We start from the raw sequence: 18,244 nt of genomic DNA on the forward strand, positions 1-18,244 counted from the left end.
CCGCAGAGACCGCCCGCGCGCGGACCTACGCGTTCGGTCCCTTGCCGGCGGGGGCCTTGCTGGCCGTCGTCCACTGCCCCGGGGCGTAGACGGCGACGTCCTGCCCACCGCCATCGGTCACGAAGAGGTGGCCGTCGGTCACCGAGAGCGTCTCGGCGTCCTTGTGGGTCGAGGTCTTGCCGTCGGTCTGGACAACCCTGATCGCCACGAGATCTCCTTCGGGGGTGCGGTGCTCTGACAGGTCGACACTAAGGGACCGTGGGTGGCGGGAGCCAGCGCCGGACGGATGATCGTCAGGCCCCGGCGGCGTTCAGCGAGCCCCGGCGCCGACGGGCGCTCACCGCGACGCAGAGCCCGTGGCCCTGCCCGCGCTCCCACGCGGCGAGCGTCGGCGGGAGCAGCCAGATGGTGAGGTCGTCCCCGCTGGCCCCCGCGTACTCGGCAAGTGCGTCGTCGCAGCCGGCCCCGGCCTGGCCGATGACCGTGCTGCCGGGGTAGTCCCCGCTCTCGGGGATGTCGAACCGGGCGTAGACCTCGGCGGTGTGCGGCCGGTCGCACCGGACGACCTGGACCGCCGGAACCGTGCCCACGGCGTCGTCGGAGCCGACGCGTGAGGCCCGTTCGAGGTCGGCGTCGCTGAAGCAGTCGCCCGGGCGGAGCAGGTCCTGGCGGAAGTAGCCCACCTCGGCGCGCGGGGGGTCGACCGGCGGTTCGGGCGTGTCGATCCAGTAGTCGAGCAGTCGCACGCCGCCGTACACGAGGGCGCCGACGGCGAGCACGCCGACGGCGAGCGTGACCCACCGTCGGGACGGGCGACCGGGGTCGACGTCCTTCCAGTGGGCGAAACGGCTCTCAGGCTGGTCCGGCACGGACCGCAGCGTAGAGGCTGGCGGCTACGCGCTCAGCACCTCGGCGGCGTCGACCGCCGCGTGCCGGTCCTCGATGACGTCGGCCAGCTTCGCCACCTCGTCGTCGCTCAGGTCGACCCCGACCTCGTCGGCACCGCGCCGGAGCTCGTCGGCGACCGTGCCCTCGGGGGCGCCGTCCTGCCAGGACGTCACCCGGTCGACCACGGCCTGGATCGCTTGCATCCTGTCGTCACTCATGGACCTCTGTTACCCGATGCGGCGTCAGCGATCCGGTGCCGTCACACCGTCGGCGACGGCATCACCGATTCCGGGACGAGGTCGATCACGGGGCCGTCGAGCGGGCTCCCGTCCTCGTGCACGAGCAGGCAGGCGACCTGGTCGTCGACCGACGGCGTGGCGCTCTGGGTCAGCGCGATCAGATAGAGGTCCTCGCGCTCGAGCAGCCTCTTGGCCCGGTCGCTGAAGTAGGGCTCGCAGCTCTCGAACGCGCCGTCGGCGTCCTCGAAGTCGTAGGCGGCCGCCTCGTCGGCGTCGAGCGGGTTGACGGCCACCACCTCCGCGTCGTGCGGGGAGGTGCAGCTGACGTCCTTGAGCGCGCCCACGGACTCCTCACCCGGCTCGAGGCCGGTGCCGACGAGGCACTGCCCCGGCGAGAGGTCGTTGGCCCCGAGGCCGCCGGAGGACGAGGACGAGCCGGGGGAGTCGTCGCTGCCGAGGACGCTCACGATGCCCGCGAAGCAGCTCCCGACGACGCCGAGCACCACCGCCGTGACGACGATCCACGGCCAGACCTGCTTCGTGGCGGGGGCGGCCGGGGTGGGGGCGGGGTCGGTCGCGCCGCCGTACGGCACCTCGCGCGGCGTGCCCTCACCCTGTTCCGGCTCGCCCGGCGCATCGCCCGGTCGGTACGGCGTGAAGTCGCCGCCGCCGCCGTACGGGTCCTGTCCCACGACCCGCAGCGTAGGGCTTGGCCGGCGTCCGGGACAGGAAAATCGTGGTCAGCGCTCGGAGCGCCAGACCGAGCCGCGGAGGCGTCCCGTGGGATCGACCGCGACGCAGGTGATCATGTGCGTCGACGGCTCCGACCAGGAGCTCGGCGTCGGGTAGAAGTACGACGTCGCCAGCTCCGACTCGGCCAGGGGCACGCCGACGTAGCCCTCGAAGGACTCGTCGCACTTGCGCGCCTGGTGGCGGAACGCGGGTCGGCCGGGGTAGTCCAGCGACGCGACCGGCAGGAGGTCGATGACCTCGGCGTCGTGCGGGCGGTCGCAGTCGACCTCGCGCGTGAGGTCCCGGCGTCCGCCGTGCAGCCGCGGGTCGGTGAAGCAGTCCCGCGGCACGAGGTCGGAGATCTCGACCCGGCTGGCGTCGGCGAGCATCGGGCGCCCGGCGCGGTGCCCGCTGGCCAGGTCGAACGCGTCGGCGCCGAGGAACGCGCTCAACGTGGCGAGGGCCAGGCCGACGTACGTGCTGGCGACGAGGACCGCGGCGATCGCGAGGCCGCGGCCGTGGTCGACGCGGTCCTCGTCACTGCGCTTCAGGACGCGGAACCCCATCACGATCGCTGCGATGGTCGGGATGTAGAGGCAGCAGCCGCCGAAGATCGACAGCACCAGCGCCCAGATCGCCTGGGACTGGTCCGGGTGGACGTCGCGGGGTCGGTGCTCCCGCCAGTCGCTCATGCGTTGTCCCCGGTGCGGTCGGGCGGGGCCAGGATGGGCTCGGTGAGGTCGGCACCGTCGGCGCGGGTGAAGTAGCAGGCGTAGGAGTCGCCCGGCTCGGGGTCGGTGGGCAGGGGGCTGCCGACGACGAGCGTCACCAGGTAGTCGCCGCTGCTCGCCGCCTGGCGGTAGTGCTCGGCGGCGAGCCTCGCGCAGAACTTCGCGGGCGGGCTGTTGAGCTGCAGCGCCTCCTCGCGGTCGCCGAAGTCGCCTGCCGCGACGACCTCGAGCGTGTGGGGCTCCGAGCAGGACCGGGCGATGAAGCCGATGCCGTCCTCCGACTCGTCGAGGTCGGCGCACATCCCGGCCTCGGCCCGGTCGAGGGCCCTGAGGTGGTCGCGGAGGTAGTGGACGCCGAACACGCCGCCGACGAGCGCCAAGGTGGCCAGGACGCCACCGACGACCGCCAGTACCGCGGCCCAGCGGCCCTTCTTGACGCCGTCGGCCGTGCGGCGCAGGCCGATGATCCCGAGGACCACGCCCACCGGCGCCGCCACGACGGTCAGGGCGCAGACCGTCCCGAGCAGGCCGGTGCGGTCGAACGGGCGCCACGGCGGTGCGACGGACGGTGCGACGGGCGGTGCGGAGTACGGCGACCCTGCCGGTCGCGCGGGTGTCCGGGCCTGCGCAGCGATCCACTCGTCGACCGGGAGGCCGCCCTGGGGGCGCTGCTCCGGCTGCTCGGGCTGCGCGGGCTGCTGGTCGGGGTCCTCGGTCAGAGCAGGTCCTCGGTGAGGTCGTCGCCGTTGGCGAGGGAGACGATGCAGACGACCTGGTCACCCTCGTCGGGCGACTTGGACTGGGTCAAGGCGAGCAGGAAGTACTTGGGGTCGAGCAGCGTCGCCGCCAGCGAGGGGTCGATCATCGAGCCGCACTGCTCGCCGACCTGGCTCTCGTCCTCGAAGTCGTAGTTGTCCGCCTCGTCGGCGCTCAGCGTCTTCGTGGCGATGACCTGGCCGTCGTGCTTGTCCGTGCAGTCGACCTCCTTGATGATGCCGACCTCGTGCTTCTCGTCGGACTTCAGGCCCGAGGCGTTGATGCACTGACCCTTCTCGAGGTCGTCGATCGAGCGGATGTCCTGGACGTCGGTGGCCACCGCGATGACGATCACCGCGGCCGTGCCGATCAGGCCGACGATGCCGAGGATGATGCCGGCGATCGCGAAGCCGCGCCCCTTGCGCTGGCCGCCCTTGGTGCGACTGAGCCCGATGAAGCCGAGGATGATCGGGATCAGGCCGACGGTGCAGCACAGGATGCCGGTGACCAGCGCGGCGACGGAGACGCCGTCCGTCTTCGGCTGCTCGAAGCCGCCACCGCCGGGAGGCGGGGGGTACGACGAGCCGCCCCCGGCACCGCCGCCGTACGGGTTCTGGGGCTGCTGGCCGTACGGGTTCGGCTGCTGCTGGCCGTAGGGATCGTTGCCGTAGGGGTTGCTCACGGGAGGAGAGTACGGCGTGTCGGAGGTGTCGGCGACCATATCCGCATGCGGCACATCGACGACCGGGAGCGACGCGCGCGACTCGCCACGAGGCATGGTCTGGTGGGGGGCCTGCCCGACGTGGAGAGCGCTACCCGGGCGATGACCGTGCTGCACGCCACCGAGGCGGCGACCGTTCACCTCGCGCTGTGGGCGCGCGTCCCGGGCGTGAGCGTGGGCGACGTCGAGCAGGCGCTCTACGACGACCGCTCCGTCGTGAAGCAGCTGGCGATGCGCCGCACGCTCTTCGTCCTCCCGCGCGACCTGCTGCCGGCGACGTGGGGGAGCGCGGCCGCCCGGGTGGCGGTGCAGCAGCGCAAGCAGGTGGCCAGGTGGGTGACCGAGGCCGGCATCGCCGACGACCCCGGGCCCTGGATCGACGCGGTCGCCGGTGACGTGCTGGACGTCCTGGCCGACGGCGTCGCGCGCACGACCAAGGAGCTGCGGGCGCTGGTGCCGGCGCTGGAGGGCCGGGTCACGATCGGCACCCGCGCGACCAGGTGGAGCGCCGAGGTCCCGGTGGGTGCGTGGGTGATGACGATGCTGGGCGCGGAGGGGCGGGTGGTCCGCGGCGCCAACGCGGGTCACTGGCGCCTCAACAAGCCGTCCTGGGTCCGCACCGACCGGTGGCTCGGCGGCCCGCCGGAGCCGTGGCCCGAGGACGCGGGCTACGCCGAGCTGGTGCGGCGCTGGCTGGCGACGTTCGGGCCCGGCACCGAGACCGACATCGTGTGGTGGCTCGGTGCGACCAAGGGGGCCGTGCGGCGCGCGCTCGCCGACGTGGGCGCGGTCGAGGTGGGGCTCGACGGGGGCGGCTCGGGCTGGGTGCTCCCCGACGACGTCGACGAGGCCCCCGAGGCCGAGCCGTGGGCCGCGCTCCTGCCCACCCTCGACCCGACCGTGATGGGCTGGAAGGAACGGTCGTTCTACCTCGACGCCGACGACACGCCGTACCTCTTCGACCGCAACGGCAACGCCGGCAACACCGCCTGGTGGGACGGCCGGGTCGTCGGCTGCTGGGTGCAGGACGACGATGCGGTCGTCCGCCTCGTGCTGCGTCACGAGGTCGGGTCGGAGGCGCAGGCCGCGCTCGAGGGCGAGGCCGACCGGCTGACGAGGTGGCTCGACGGCGTGCGCATCACCAACGTCTACGCCTCCCCGCAGATGAAGGGAGCCCGCCTGACCTGACCTAGGATCGCCCTCCGTGAGTCGTCAGCAGCCGGAGCAGCAGGCCCCGCCCGTCCAGCGGCTGCGGATCCGCTACGCCAAGCGTGGCCGGCTGCGGTTCACCAGCCACCGCGACGTCAGCCGCGCGGTCGAGCGTGCGGTGTTCCGGGCGCAGATCCCGATGGCCTACAGCTCCGGCTTCCACCCCCACCCGCGGATCTCCTACGCCGGGGCGTCGCCCACCGGGGCGGCGAGCGAGGCGGAGTACCTCGAGCTCGCCCTCGCCGAGCGGTGCGATCCCGCCGAGGTGGCCCGAGCGCTCGACGAGGCGCTCCCCGACGGCGTCGACGTCGTGGCGGTGATGGAGTCGCCGGGGGGAGCCCTTGCCGACCTGCTGACCGCGAGCTCGTGGCTGGTGGAGCTGCGGGGGAGCGACCGCGCGAAGGTCGAGGAGGCCGTCGCGACGTTCCTCAGCACGGAGTCGGTGCTCGTCGAGCGGATGACCAAGAAGGGTCTGCGCAGCTTCGACTGCCGGACGGCCGTGGTCTCCCTCGAGGCCGTCGAGGCGGCGGGCGAGCCCGCGTTGCGTCTCGTGCTGCGACACACCGTGCCGGCCGTCAGGCCCGACGACGTGCTCTCCGGGCTGGCCGAGGTCGCCGGCTTCGCCGCGGCTCCCACTGCCCTGCTCACCCGCCTCGGTCAGGGGCCGCTGGACGAGGCGACCGGGCTCGTCGGCGACCCGCTGGCCTGACCGGGACCGGACCTGGCCGGCGGGTCGGGATACCGGCTGTTCACCCGCTGTGTGCGATACTCGCCACAGATCGGCCCCGACGGCCCCCTCACCACGAGAGAGCCGCATGACCGTTCGACGACGTTCTCGCCGGTTGCCGTAGCAGTCAGACGGCGCCGGCACGGTGGAGGTCATGACCTCGCCAGACCGCGACGCGGGTGTGTCGGATCGGTGACAGCGATCCGGCTCCGGATCCCCATCCGGGCCTACGACCGCGGCAGGCAGGCCACGACCACCAGTGACGCTCCGCGGAGGGTGTCGTCCTACCGAAGGCGGCGCCGCCGGTCCGGTGATCCGGGTCCACGCGGCGATGACATGTCCGGTCCGCCCGCGCGGCGGGCCGGCAGAGGAGCAGCGCATGGCTGACACCCCTGTCGACAACGTCGACGACAACGCGACCACCGCCGACGGCACTCCGGAGGAGAAGCCGACGAAGAAGGCGGCGGCCAAGAAGGCCCCCGCCAAGAAGGCGGCCGCGAAGAAGACCGCGGCCAAGAAGGCCCCGGCGAAGAAGGCTGCCGCGGCGCCTCCCGACGAGTCCGGTGAGACCCCGGCCGCGGAGCCCGCCAAGAAGGCGCCGGCCAAGAAGGCGGCGGCGAAGAAGGCGGCGGCCAAGAAGGCCCCGGCGAAGAAGGCTGCCGCGCCCAAGGCCGACGTCGAGCCCGCCGCGGCCGACGCCGACGGGACGGCGGACCCGGCTGCGGAGGAGGGTGGCGCGGGCGCCGCCGTGCTCTTCCAGGCGCCGAAGGTCACCAAGACGACCCGCAAGCGCTCCCAGCCCAAGCCGGCCCCGAAGGTCGACGAGGACGAGGCCGACGAGGAGACCGAGGCCGCAGCACCGCTCGCCGCGGAGCCGGCCGCGTCGGGTTCGACCGAGCCCGACGCGAGCGACGACACCGAGGGCGACACCGAGGGCGAGACCGACGGCGAGACCGAGGGCGAGGGCGGCACCGGTACGGCGGCCCGCCGTCGCCGTCGCCGCGGCGGCCGTCGCCGGCGCAAGCCCTCAGGGACCGGCGGCGACGAGGCCTCCGGCGAGGGTGACGACGACTCCGACGAGGACTCCGCCCAGGACGACGGCGAGGCCAAGGGCGCCGCCGAGGCGAAGAAGTCCGATGACAAGCCCGGCGACAAGCCCGGCGCGAAGTCCGGCGGCAAGTCCGGCGGCAGGCCCGAGGGCAAGGGCGACGGAGACGACTCCGGCGAGCAGGGCGGGGGCGGTTCCTCGTCCTCGCGCCGCCGTCGGCAGCGCCGCCGCGAGGGCGAGGCCGGTTCGGACGCCCACGACGACCCGAACACCGTCACGCGCGTCCGCAAGCCCCGCTCGGCCGAGGACGAGATCACGGCGGTCTCCGGATCGACGCGGCTCGAGGCGAAGAAGCAGCGCCGCCGCGAGGGCCGCGAGGCGGGTCGCCGCCGAGCACCGATCGTGAGCGAGGCCGAGTTCCTCGCTCGTCGCGAGTCGGTCGAGCGCGTGATGGTCGTGCGCCAGCGCAAGGACGTCACGCAGATCGGCGTGATCGAGGACAAGGTCCTCGTCGAGCACTACGTCGCCCGCGAGTCGCAGACCTCCCTGATCGGCAACGTCTACCTCGGGCGCGTGCAGAACGTCCTGCCCTCCATGGAGGCCGCCTTCATCGACATCGGCAAGGGCCGCAACGCGGTGCTCTACGCCGGCGAGGTGAACTGGTCGGCGCTCGGCCACAAGGAGGGCAGCCCGCGCAAGATCGAGTCGGTGCTGCAGTCCGGGCAGCCCGTGCTCGTCCAGGTGACGAAGGACCCGATCGGCCACAAGGGGGCCCGGCTCACCAGCCAGGTCAGCCTCGCCGGCCGCTTCCTCGTCTACGTGCCCGACGGCACCACCTCCGGCATCTCCCGCAAGCTGCCGGACACCGAGCGTGGTCGGCTCAAGACGCTCCTGAAGGAGATCGTCCCCGAGTCGGCCGGCGTCATCGTGCGCACGGCGGCCGAGGGCGCCTCCGAGGACGAGCTGACCCGCGACGTCGAGCGGCTCAAGGCACGCTGGGAGGACGTCGAGGCGAAGGTCGCCAAGGGCAACGCGCCGCAGCTGCTCTACGGCGAGCCCGACCTCACCCTCAAGGTCGTCCGCGACCTGTTCACCGAGGACTTCTCGAAGCTCGTCGTCCAGGGCGACGAGGCCTGGGAGACCGTGCGCGACTACGTCGACCACGTCGCTCCCGACCTCGCCGACCGGCTCGAGCACTACGAGAACGTCGTCGACGGCGAGCACCGCCCCGACGTCTTCGCGACCTACCGCATCGACGAGCAGATCGCCAAGGGCCTGGACCGCAAGGTCTGGCTGCCCTCCGGCGGCTCGCTCGTCATCGACCGGACCGAGGCGATGACCGTCGTCGACGTCAACACCGGGAAGTTCACCGGGTCGGGCGGCAACCTCGAGGAGACGGTCACGAAGAACAACCTCGAGGCCGCCGAGGAGATCGTCCGGCAGCTCCGGCTCCGCGACATCGGCGGCATCATCGTCGTCGACTTCATCGACATGGTCCTGGAGTCCAACCGCGACCTCGTGCTGCGCCGCCTGGTCGAGTGCCTGGGCCGTGACCGCACCCGCCACCAGGTGGCGGAGGTGACCTCGCTCGGCCTGGTCCAGATGACCCGCAAGCGGATCGGCACCGGCCTGCTCGAGGCCTTCAGCGAGACCTGCGACCACTGCCAGGGCCGCGGCCTGATCGTCCACGACCTTCCCGTCGAGTCCCGCCGCGGCGGCAACGGCGGCAACGGTGGCGGCGGCAACGCCGGCAGCGGCGACGAGGGCGGCTCGCGGGGGAGCCGGCGACGCCGTGGCAAGGGCGGCGGCAACCAGGCCGACGAGCCCGCCAAGACCGTCGTGCCGTCCCCGAAGGACGTCGCCGCGATGGCCAAGCCGCCCTCGGACGAGGATGCGGTCCCGCTCGACGAGGACGCGGTCTCTGCCGACGAGAGCGCGGTGTCGCTCGACGAGGTCGCCGTGTCGCTCGACGAGAGCGCGCCCCTGGCTGACGAGGTCGCACCGGAACCCGACGCTGCGCCTTCGACCGAGGACAGCGCGCCTTCGACCGAGGAGAGCGCGCCTTCGACCGAGGACAGCGTGCCTCCGACCGAGGAGAGCGTGCCCTCGACCGAGGACAGCGCACCCTCGGCGGACGCGATGCCGGAGCCGGCAGCGCCGCCCAAGGTCGTGACCCGGACGCGCCGGCGGGCGGCGACCCGTCCGGCCGGCCCCCCGGTGACCGCACCGACCCAGGACGGGCCCGTCGACGAGCGCCCGAGCGAGGACGGCTCGGCCGACGCCGTACCGGAGGAGCCCACCGGGGACGCGTCCACCGACGAGCCGCACGTGGAGCACGTGCCGATCAAGCGGAAGGGCACGCGGAAGCGGTGAGCTGACGGCGGCCCCGGCGTTTTGCCGAGACCTCCGCAGATCCGTAGTATTGAACGTCGGCGCGCCTCGCGTGCCTCTCTGCTTGGCATCTACCCCCAGTCCGACCGGGGCCGTGGCGTGCCGCAGACCCAGACGAGAGAAGACGAAGGAGACCGCGGTGTACGCGATCGTGCGCGCAGGCGCGAAGCAGCAGAAGGTCGCTGTCGGCGACGTCATCGAGATCGACAAGGTCTCCACGGCCGTCGGCGACACCCTGACGCTGCCCGTCGTCATGGCGGTCGACGGTGAGTCCGTCACCGTCACCGGTCTCGACAAGGCTGCGGTGACCGTCGAGGTCCTCGGCGCCGCCAAGGGCCCGAAGATCGTCATCCAGAAGTACAAGAACAAGACCGGTTACAAGAAGCGGCAGGGTCACCGCCAGAAGTACACCCAGGTCAAGGTCACCGACATCAAGCTCTGAGTCTGCACTCGACTCTCGTCTCTGAAGGACTGAACAGATGGCACACAAGAAGGGCGCCGCGTCCACCAAGAACGGCCGCGACTCCAACGCCCAGCGCCTCGGCGTGAAGCGCTACGGCGGCCAGCTCGTCAACGCGGGCGAGATCATCGTGCGCCAGCGCGGCACGCACTTCCACCCGGGCTCCAACGTGGGTCGCGGTGGCGACGACACCCTGTTCGCGCTGGAGGCCGGAGCCGTCGAGTTCGGCACCCGCCGCGGCCGGAAGGTCGTCAACATCGTCCCGTCGGCTGAGTGACGCTCAGTCTGACGAAGACTTCTGACCCAGGGCGTCCCGTACGGGGCGCCCTTCGTCATTTTCCCGACCGCACTACGAAAGACTGATCCCATGGCCGTGCCCACGTTCGTCGACCGGGTGATGCTCCACGTCGCCGCCGGGCGTGGTGGCAACGGCGTCGCGTCGGTGCACCGCGAGAAGTTCAAGCCCCTCGGTGGCCCCGACGGCGGCAACGGCGGACCGGGCGGCTCGATCATCCTGCGCGTCGATCCCGACGTCACGACCCTCCTCGACTACCACCACAGCCCCAAGCGCAAGGCGGAGAACGGCGGCCACGGCGCCGGGGACCACAAGAACGGCGCCCACGGTGCCGACCTCGTCCTGCCCGTCCCCGCGGGCACGGTCGTCGGCCTGCCCAACGGGGAGGTCATCGCCGACCTGGTCGGCCCCGGCACCGAGCTCGTGATCGCCCAGGGCGGCAAGGGCGGCCTCGGCAACGCCTCGCTCGCGTCGAAGGCCCGCAAGGCTCCGGGGTTCGCGCTGCTCGGCGAGCCTGGCGACGAGCTCGAGATCGTCCTCGAGCTCAAGGTGGTGGCCGACGTGGGACTCGTCGGATACCCGAGCGCCGGCAAGTCCAGCCTGATCGCCGCGATCTCGCGGGCGCGGCCCAAGATCGCCGACTACCCGTTCACCACGCTGGTGCCCAACCTGGGCGTGGTCACGGCGGGCGAGACGACCTTCACCGTCGCCGACGTGCCGGGGCTGATCGAGGGCGCCGCCGAGGGCCGCGGCCTCGGCCACGACTTCCTGCGCCACATCGAGCGCTGCGCTGCTCTGGTGCACGTCCTCGACACCGCCACCCTCGAGCCGGGCCGCAACCCCGTCGACGACCTCGACGTCATCGAGGACGAGCTGCGCCGCTACGGCGGCCTGGAGGACCGTCCGCGCCTCGTCGCCCTCAACAAGGTCGACGTGCCCGACGGACGCGACATCTCCTCGATGGTGCTCGACGAGCTGCGCGCCCGCGGCCTGCGCGTCTTCGAGATCTCCGCGATGTCCGGCGAGGGCACCCGCGAGCTGGTCTTCGCGATGGCCGAGATCGTGCTGGCGGCCCGTGCCGAGAAGGCCACCGAGATCGTCGAGCGCATCGTGCTGCGCCCCAAGGGCATCGACGAGGACGAGTTCACCGTGCGCAAGACCGGGGCGGGGTGGCGGGTGCGCGGCGTCAAGCCCGAGCGTTGGGTGCGCCAGACCGACTTCAGCAACGACGAGGCCGTCGGCTTCCTCGCCGACCGCCTCAACCGCCTCGGTGTGGAGACGAAGCTGCTCCAGCTCGGTGCCGAGGAGGGCGACGCCGTCCTCATCGGGCACCCGGACGACTCCGTCGTCTTCGACTTCAAGCCCGGGATCGACGCCGGCGCCGAGAACCTGTCCCGCCGCGGCCAGGACGAGCGCTTCCAGGAGGACCGGCCGGCCGCGCAGCGGCGCCGCGACATCCAGGAGAGCATGGCCGACCGTGCCGAGACCGAGACCCGCGCCGACGTGGCGCGCCGCCTGGACCGGCCCGACGAGTACGGACCGCTGTCCTACGAGATCGGCTCCGACGACGACCCCGACGCCGCCACTGCGGCCACGAGCGACGAGGAAGCATGGCTGGAGGAGGACCCGGGTGAGTGACCGAGCGGCCGTGACCGGCGCTCGTCGCGTCGTCGTCAAGGTCGGCTCCTCCTCGCTGACGACCGCCGCGGGCGGCATCGACCCGGCGCGGGTGAGCGCGCTGGTCGACGTGCTCGCCTCCGTCCGCGCCGGCGGCGCCGAGGTCGTCCTGGTCTCCTCCGGAGCGATCGCCGCCGGCCTGGCCCCGCTGGGCCTGAAGAAGCGGCCCCGCGGCCTGGCCGCCCAGCAGGCCGCCGCCTCGGTCGGCCAGGGGCTGCTGGTGCACCGCTACACCGAGGAGCTGGCCCGGCACGGCTTGACCGCCGGGCAGGTGCTGCTCACCCTCGACGACGTCACCCGCCGCTCGCACTACCGCAACGCCCACCAGACCTTCACCAAGCTGCTCGAGCTCGGTGTGATCCCGATCGTCAACGAGAACGACACCGTCGCGACGACCGAGATCCGCTTCGGCGACAACGACCGTCTGGCCGCGCTGGTCGCGCACCTGGTGCACGCCGACCTCCTGGTGCTGCTCAGCGACGTCGACGGGCTGTACGACGGTCCGCCGCACCGACCCGGCGCGGCACTGATCCCCGAGGTGCGATCGGCGGCCGACCTCGAGGGCGTGGCTGTGGGCGCGGCCGGCGTCGCGGGCGTCGGTACGGGTGGGATGGCGACGAAGATCGACGCGGCGAGCATCGCCACCGGGTCCGGCATCCCGGTCGTGCTCACCTCCTCCGACCGCGCCGCAGCAGCGCTCGCGGGGGAGCCGGTCGGCACCCTCTTCCACGCGAGCGGCCGGCGCCGCCCGACCCGCCAGCTGTGGCTGCGCCACGCCACGGAGGCCAAGGGCAGCGTCTGCCTCGACGCGGGCGCGGTGCGGGCCGTGGTCGAGCGCGACGCCTCGCTGCTGGCCGCCGGCATCACCGGCGTCCACGGGGACTTCGTCGCAGGCGACCCGATCGACCTGCTCGCCCCCGACGGCAGCGTGGTCGCGCGCGGGTTGGTCAACTTCGACGCCCGGGAGCTCCCCTCCCTGCTCGGCCGCTCCACGAAGGAGCTCAAGCGGGAGCTCGGCGCGGCCTACGAGCGCGAGGTCGTCCACCGCGACGACCTGGTCCTGCTCTGACGGCGCCGAGCGCCCGAGCGGCTACCGCTGGAGGGCGTGCCTGCGGCCGTGGTCGTTCTTGCCCATGACGGCCTCGACGACGCCGATCAGGAGCACGGCGGCGATCACGGCGACGACGGCGCCGAGGAAGTTGAGCTCCCAGATGTCACCGGTGCCGAGCGCGGAGGCGATGACCCCTCCGATCACGGACCCGATGACGCCGAGCAGCAGGGTGCCCGCGATGCCGAGGTGCTGACGACCGGGCTTGAGGAGCCGCGCGAGCACTCCGACGACGAGACCGAAGACGAGGAAACCGATGAGAGCCATGGCGGGGTGGTACCCCCGATGTCGTCGGCGATCCGGGCGGTGTCGGGAGCGCGCCGAGGCTCCGCCGCGGCTCAGCCGGCGCCGGCCCCCGCGATCCGGGCGAGCGTGCGGAGGAGGACCGCGTCGGGCACCAGCCTGGTCAGGTGGTGGAGCGGAGCGGGGGCGTTGACGGCGCGGCCGGCGTTGCGGGACAGGCGTACGACGCGGCGCGCCTGCCGCCGTCGGAGCTGCTCGAACGCGGCGAACGCCTCAGCCAGCGAGGTCGAGCCGCCCACCAGCCGGGCGAGCACGACGGCGTCGACGAGCGCCTGGCAGCCGCCCTGGCCGAGGTGGGGGCGCATCGCGTGCGCCGCGTCGCCGATCACGACCACGCGGCCGTCGACCCACCGTCGCGGCATCGCTCGGTCCATCACGTCGTTGCGGGTCACGTCGCCGGGAGCGGTCGCGGCGAGGACCTGGTGGACGGCGTCGGGCCAGCCCGCGAACGCCGCGGACAGGTGGCCCAGCTCGTCACCCGCGCCACCGCCCGCGGGCTCGCGCACGGTCGCGAACCAGTAGCTCGCGTCGTCGTCGAGAGGCACGATCCCGAACTCGCTGTGCCCGCCCCACACCTGCATCGGCTCGAGGCCGCCGACCCCGGCGATGCCGCGCCACGCCGGGTAGCCGGCGTAGGTCTCGGTCATCCCCGGGTCGAGTGCGCGCGCCACCTCGGAGCGGTAGCCGTCGGCGCCGACGAGCGCACGCGCGGCCACCGGCTCGCCGTCGGTCCGCACCCGGACGCCGGAGTCGTCGCCGTCGTACCCCCGCACGGCCACGCCGAGACGCACCGAGTCGTCGCGGACGAGGGCGTGCAGGATCTCGACGAGCGCGCCCCGCCGTACGGCCACCAGCGGTCCGCCGAGGGCAGCCGACGAGCGCTCGAGGTCGAGGGAGCGCACCACGCGACCGCGCGCCGTCAGCACCCGCCCGGTGCCGACCGCGCGGCCCGCGCGACGGACGGCGTCACCCGCGCCGATCTCGTCGAGCGCCGCCAGGGCGTTGGGCCACAGGGTGATCGCCCCTCCGGTGCTGCCGAGCGCGGGCCGTTCGTCGAGGAGGACGTACGGCGGCGGGTCGGCCGACCGCTCCAGCCCTGCTGCGAACGCGAGACCGGCGATGCCCGCGCCGGCGATGACGAGAGGAGGCTCCACCCGGGTCAGGCGACGGTGTGCTCGCAGTGGCGGACCAGGTCGAGCTCGCCGTCGTCGTCGGTGGTGTCGTCGCCGTCGCCGCAGAGCAGGGAGTCCTCACCGGGCCCGCCGAGCAGCAGGTCGTTGCCGTCGCCGCCCTCGAGCACGTCGTCGCCGACGCTGCCGGCGAGCTGGTCGTCGCCCGCCGTGCCGATCACGTGGTCGTCGCCCACGCCGCCGTCGGCGACGTCGTCGCCGTCACCGGTGCGGATCGTGTCGTTGCCGGGTCCGCCGTGGACCTGATCGACGCCGGCCGCGCCGTTGACGAAGTCGGCCGCGGCGCCGCCGAGCAGCTCGTCGTCGCCCTGCGCGCCGAGCAGCGTCAGCTGCATCTCGGCGGTGAGGGCCGACCCGTCGACCCGGTCGTCGCCGCGCTGCGGCTCGATGCGGAGCTGGAGCGGCTGTGCGACGGAGGTCGTCGCAGGGATCCGGCAGCTCACGGCGCGGCCCGTCTCGACGGCCACCCGCCGACAGCCGTGCGGCAGCGTGCGCACGACGCGGGCCGCGCGGTCGGCGAAGAGCACCCGGCCCCCGGTGCGGGTGATCGTCAGGTCGTTGTCGTGGAGCGAGGCCTGGTAGCGGAACCCGCCATCGATCCGGGAGATCTGGATCCAGCGCTTCGTCACCGTGCGGTCGGCGCCGCCGTCGGCGCCGTGCGTGGACGCGAGCGAGGCGGCCGGCACGACGAGCGCGAGGGCGCCCAGGGCGAGGGACAGGAGGGCGAGACGCGTCCGGGGGAGCATGGGAGCGACGTTACGCCGCCGCTGGACCGGCGTCGTACCCTTCCCAGCATGTCTCGTCAGCGCACGACCGGTCTCGTCGTCCTCTCCGTCCTGCTGTCCGTCGTCGCGGCGCTGTTCGCGGGCACGGCGCCGGCCCACGCCACCGAGGTGGACCGCTCGATCGGCTACCACTGCACCTCCGACGTGGGCGGTGGCGGCAACACCTCCGTGCGGGTCCGGGTGTCGATCCCCGACCGGATCGCCCAGGGACACACGGTCGACCCGGCGAAGGTGCGGTTCAGCATCAAGGTGCCCTCGGCGCTGGTCGACGCCCTGCGGCAGTACCACGTCGACTCGATCTCCGCCCACGGCAGGGCCCACTTCACCGTCGGCTCGCTGAAGCGACCGATCCGGCACCTCCGGCTCCCCCGACACCAAGGTGCCCGCGAGCGGTGGCATGACCCTGCGGGGCTCCGGACGCACGGCGGAGTTCGCGATCAACCAGCCCGGCACCTATGCCGTGAAGGTCACCAGGAGCCTGACCGCGACGGCCACCATCCACGGTGGTGTCTTCGACGGCGGCTCGGCTGCTCTGACCTGCAACGTCCGCCACGGCCAGTCCCGCAGGCTCGCCTCGGTCGAGGTCATCCGCTGACCTGACCCGGGCGCCGACCACGACGACGGCTCTGGTGCGGCACCCGGTCCGCGGGCGCCGTACGCTTGAGGCGCCATGAACGACGCCCCCACGGTCTACCTCGACCACGCCGCGACCACGCCGATGGTCCCCGCGGCGGTCGAGGCGATGACGGCGCAGCTGGTCGGCGTCGGCAACGCGAGCTCGCTGCACGCGTCGGGCCGCCGCGCCCGACGGGTCGTGGAGGAGTCGCGGGAGACGATCGCCCAGGCGCTGGGGTGCCGTCCGGGCGAGGTCGTCTTCACCTCCGGCGGCACCGAGGCCGACAACCTCGCCGTCAAGGGCCTCTACTGGTCGCGGCACGCGGCCGACCCGGCGCGCCGGCGTGCGCTCACCAGCGCCATCGAGCACCACGCGGTGCTCGACCCGATGCACTGGCTGGCCGAGCACGAGGACGCCGACCTCGAGCTGCTCGCCGTCGATGCGCTGGGCCGGGTCGACCTTCCCGCCCTGACGGCGACGATCGAGCGCGACCCGGCGTCCGTCGCGTTGGTCAGCGTGATGTGGGCCAACAACGAGGTCGGCACCATCCAGCCGATCGCCGAGCTCGTCGCCCTCGCCGGCGCGCACGGCATCCCGGTGCACACCGACGCCGTCCAGGCGCTGGGCGCGGTGCCCGTCGACTTCGCGGCCGCCGGCGTCGACGCCATGTCGGTCTCCGGCCACAAGGTCGGCGGGCCGCTCGGCGTGGGTGCGCTCGTCCTGCGGCGGGAGGTCGAGCTCACCGCCCTGGTGCACGGCGGCGGTCAGGAGCGCGACGTGCGCAGCGGGACCCTCGACGTGCCGGCGGTAGCCGGTTTCGCCGCGGCCGTCGAGATCGCGGTCAAGGAGCAGGCCGAGCACGCGGCGCGGCTCTCCGCCCTGCAGCGGCGGCTGGTCGCCGGCGTACGACGGGCCGTGCCCGACGCCGTCCTCAACGGTCCCGAGCCGGACACCGGCGACGGCGAGCGACTGCCGGGCATCGTGCACTTCAGCTTCCCCGGCTGCGAGGGCGACTCGCTCCTGATGCTCCTCGACGCCCGCGGCATCGAGTGCTCGACCGGCTCGGCCTGCTCGGCCGGCGTGCCCCAGCCCTCCCACGTGCTCCTGGCGATGGGACGCGACGACGAGACGGCGCGGAGCTCGCTGCGCTTCTCGCTCGGCCACACCAGCACCGAGGCCGACGTCGACGCCGTCGCCGAGGCACTCGCCCCCTGCGTCGAGCGTGCCCGCGCGGCGCGCGCGTGAGGTCGGGTCACCGGTGAAGGTCGTCGCCGCCATGTCGGGCGGGGTGGACTCCGCCGTCGCGGCCGCCCGCGCCGTCGAGGCCGGCCACGACGTCACCGGCATCCACCTGGCGCTCTCCCGCAACCCGCAGTCCTACCGGTCCGGCGCCCGCGGCTGCTGCACGATCGAGGACAGCAACGACGCTCGGCGCGCGGCCGACGTCATCGGCATCCCGTTCTACGTGTGGGACCTCTCCGAGCGCTTCCACGAGGACGTGGTCGTCGACTTCATGGACACCTACGCGGCCGGGCAGACCCCGAACCCCTGCCTGCGCTGCAACGAGAAGATCAAGTTCGCCGCCGTCCTCGACCGCGCCCTCGCTCTCGGCTTCGACGCCGTCGCGACCGGTCACTACGCGCGCCTGGAGCCGGCCGCCGACGGGGGAGTCGAGCTGCACCGGGCCGTCGACCACGGCAAGGACCAGTCCTACGTCCTGGGCGTGCTCGACGAGCGCCAGCTGCGCCACTCGCTGTTCCCGCTGGGGGACACCCCGAAGGCCGACGTACGGCGCGAGGCGGCCGCGCGGGGGCTGCTGGTCGCCGACAAGCCCGACAGCCACGACATCTGCTTCGTCGCCGACGGCGACAGCGCGGGCTGGCTGCGCGAGAAGCTGGGCGACCGGGCCCCCAACCACGGCGGCTCGATCGTCGACGAGACCGGCGAGGTGCTCGGCGAGCACGAGGGCACCTACGGCTTCACGATCGGCCAGCGCAAGGGGCTGCGGCTCGGCAAGCCGGCTGCCGACGGCAAGCCGCGCTTCGTGCTCGACATCGAGCCGGTCTCCGGCACCGTCACGGTCGGACCCCGCGAGCGGCTCGCCGTCGAGCGGATCCGGGCGGACCGCCCCCGCTGGTGCGGCACGCCCCTCGCGCCCGGGTCGAGCGCCGAGGTGACCGTGCAGCTGCGGGCCCACGGCGACGAGCACCGCGGCGAGGTGAGGGTGGACGTCGCTGGCGACGTGGTCGAGATCCGGTTGACCGACCCGGCCTTCGGCATCGCGCCCGGGCAGGCGGCCGTGCTCTACCAGGGCAGCCGGGTCGTCGGCTCGGCCACGATCACCGCCACCGAGCGGGTCCCCGCGTGA

18 protein-coding genes and 3 pseudogenes are annotated in these 18,244 nt (G+C 73.3%); 11 read left to right on the forward strand and 10 right to left on the reverse strand.

Annotated elements, in window-relative coordinates:
• Positions 1-25: 25 nt before the first annotated feature.
• The 7 genes from ACAX67_RS08005 to ACAX67_RS08035 form a co-directional block, all read right to left on the reverse strand.
• Positions 26-208 carry a hypothetical protein gene (locus ACAX67_RS08005; RefSeq protein WP_370703281.1) on the reverse strand — a complete coding sequence of 61 codons (183 nt, stop codon included), beginning with the start codon at positions 206-208 and terminating at the stop codon, positions 26-28.
• An 85-nt stretch (positions 209-293) separates the two neighbouring features.
• Entirely contained in the window at positions 294-869 is a 576-nt protein-coding gene (locus ACAX67_RS08010) for a septum formation family protein (RefSeq protein WP_370703282.1), read from the reverse strand.
• 24 nt (positions 870-893) lie between these two features.
• On the reverse strand, positions 894-1,106 hold the full coding sequence (locus ACAX67_RS08015; RefSeq protein WP_370703283.1) for a hypothetical protein: 213 nt from the start codon (positions 1,104-1,106) through the stop codon (positions 894-896).
• A 41-nt stretch (positions 1,107-1,147) separates the two neighbouring features.
• Positions 1,148-1,819 (reverse strand): hypothetical protein, encoded by a 672-nt coding sequence (locus ACAX67_RS08020; protein WP_370703284.1) that lies wholly within the window; start codon positions 1,817-1,819, stop codon positions 1,148-1,150.
• A gap of 48 nt (positions 1,820-1,867) precedes the next feature.
• Positions 1,868-2,551, reverse strand: coding sequence for a DUF4190 domain-containing protein (locus ACAX67_RS08025; RefSeq protein WP_370703285.1), 684 nt, complete (start codon positions 2,549-2,551; stop codon positions 1,868-1,870).
• Positions 2,548-3,087, reverse strand: a complete 540-nt coding sequence (locus ACAX67_RS08030; protein WP_370703286.1) for a hypothetical protein — start codon at positions 3,085-3,087, stop codon at positions 2,548-2,550. The genes ACAX67_RS08025 and ACAX67_RS08030 overlap by 4 nt, the downstream gene beginning before the upstream one ends.
• A gap of 218 nt (positions 3,088-3,305) precedes the next feature.
• A complete protein-coding gene (locus tag ACAX67_RS08035; protein ID WP_370703287.1) occupies positions 3,306-4,028 on the reverse strand; it encodes a DUF4190 domain-containing protein in 723 nt (240 codons plus the stop codon).
• A 45-nt stretch (positions 4,029-4,073) separates the two neighbouring features.
• Between ACAX67_RS08035 and ACAX67_RS08040 the strand changes: the two genes are divergently transcribed.
• The 7 genes and pseudogenes from ACAX67_RS08040 (at position 4,074) to proB (ending at position 12,943) form a co-directional block, all read left to right on the forward strand.
• Positions 4,074-5,255 (forward strand): winged helix DNA-binding domain-containing protein, encoded by a 1,182-nt coding sequence (locus ACAX67_RS08040; protein ID WP_370703288.1) that lies wholly within the window; start codon positions 4,074-4,076, stop codon positions 5,253-5,255.
• A gap of 16 nt (positions 5,256-5,271) precedes the next feature.
• Entirely contained in the window at positions 5,272-5,985 is a 714-nt protein-coding gene (locus ACAX67_RS08045; RefSeq protein ID WP_370703289.1) for a TIGR03936 family radical SAM-associated protein, read from the forward strand.
• Positions 5,986-6,886: 901 nt separating this feature from the next.
• Positions 6,887-8,824, forward strand: a pseudogene (locus ACAX67_RS21680) (Rne/Rng family ribonuclease); the annotation flags it as partial.
• Between the two features lie 757 nt (positions 8,825-9,581).
• Positions 9,582-9,884, forward strand: a complete 303-nt coding sequence (gene rplU, locus ACAX67_RS08055; protein ID WP_370703291.1) for a 50S ribosomal protein L21 — start codon at positions 9,582-9,584, stop codon at positions 9,882-9,884.
• A 37-nt stretch (positions 9,885-9,921) separates the two neighbouring features.
• The gene (gene rpmA / locus ACAX67_RS08060) at positions 9,922-10,179 is read left to right on the forward strand and encodes a 50S ribosomal protein L27 (protein WP_370703292.1); all 258 of its coding nucleotides are present in this window, start codon (positions 9,922-9,924) and stop codon (positions 10,177-10,179) included.
• 90 nt (positions 10,180-10,269) lie between these two features.
• On the forward strand, positions 10,270-11,835 hold the full coding sequence (gene obgE, locus ACAX67_RS08065) for a GTPase ObgE (protein ID WP_370703293.1): 1,566 nt from the start codon (positions 10,270-10,272) through the stop codon (positions 11,833-11,835).
• Positions 11,828-12,943 (forward strand): glutamate 5-kinase, encoded by a 1,116-nt coding sequence (gene proB, locus ACAX67_RS08070; protein WP_370703294.1) that lies wholly within the window; start codon positions 11,828-11,830, stop codon positions 12,941-12,943. Before obgE ends, proB begins: the two co-directional genes overlap by 8 nt.
• A gap of 21 nt (positions 12,944-12,964) precedes the next feature.
• Here the strand turns inward: proB and ACAX67_RS08075 are convergent, their stop codons facing one another.
• From ACAX67_RS08075 to ACAX67_RS08085, 3 genes are all read right to left on the reverse strand, one after another.
• Positions 12,965-13,249, reverse strand: coding sequence for a GlsB/YeaQ/YmgE family stress response membrane protein (locus ACAX67_RS08075; protein ID WP_370703295.1), 285 nt, complete (start codon positions 13,247-13,249; stop codon positions 12,965-12,967).
• A 71-nt stretch (positions 13,250-13,320) separates the two neighbouring features.
• Positions 13,321-14,439, reverse strand: coding sequence for an FAD-dependent monooxygenase (locus tag ACAX67_RS08080; protein ID WP_370703296.1), 1,119 nt, complete (start codon positions 14,437-14,439; stop codon positions 13,321-13,323).
• A gap of 5 nt (positions 14,440-14,444) precedes the next feature.
• A complete protein-coding gene (locus tag ACAX67_RS08085) occupies positions 14,445-15,221 on the reverse strand; it encodes a hypothetical protein (RefSeq protein WP_370703297.1) in 777 nt (258 codons plus the stop codon).
• Between the two features lie 48 nt (positions 15,222-15,269).
• On the opposite strand from ACAX67_RS08085, the pseudogene ACAX67_RS08090 reads away from it, so the two are divergent.
• The 4 genes and pseudogenes from ACAX67_RS08090 to mnmA form a co-directional block, all read left to right on the forward strand.
• Positions 15,270-15,563: pseudogene (locus ACAX67_RS08090) on the forward strand (DUF6801 domain-containing protein); the annotation flags it as partial.
• Between the two features lie 73 nt (positions 15,564-15,636).
• Positions 15,637-15,855 (forward strand): annotated as a pseudogene (locus ACAX67_RS08095) (DUF6801 domain-containing protein); the annotation flags it as partial.
• A 75-nt stretch (positions 15,856-15,930) separates the two neighbouring features.
• The gene (locus ACAX67_RS08100) at positions 15,931-17,121 is read left to right on the forward strand and encodes a cysteine desulfurase family protein (protein WP_370703298.1); all 1,191 of its coding nucleotides are present in this window, start codon (positions 15,931-15,933) and stop codon (positions 17,119-17,121) included.
• Between the two features lie 13 nt (positions 17,122-17,134).
• A complete protein-coding gene (mnmA, locus tag ACAX67_RS08105; protein WP_370703299.1) occupies positions 17,135-18,244 on the forward strand; it encodes a tRNA 2-thiouridine(34) synthase MnmA in 1,110 nt (369 codons plus the stop codon).

Source organism: Nocardioides candidus (assembly GCF_041321175.1).
Lineage (GTDB): Bacteria > Actinomycetota > Actinomycetes > Propionibacteriales > Nocardioidaceae > Nocardioides.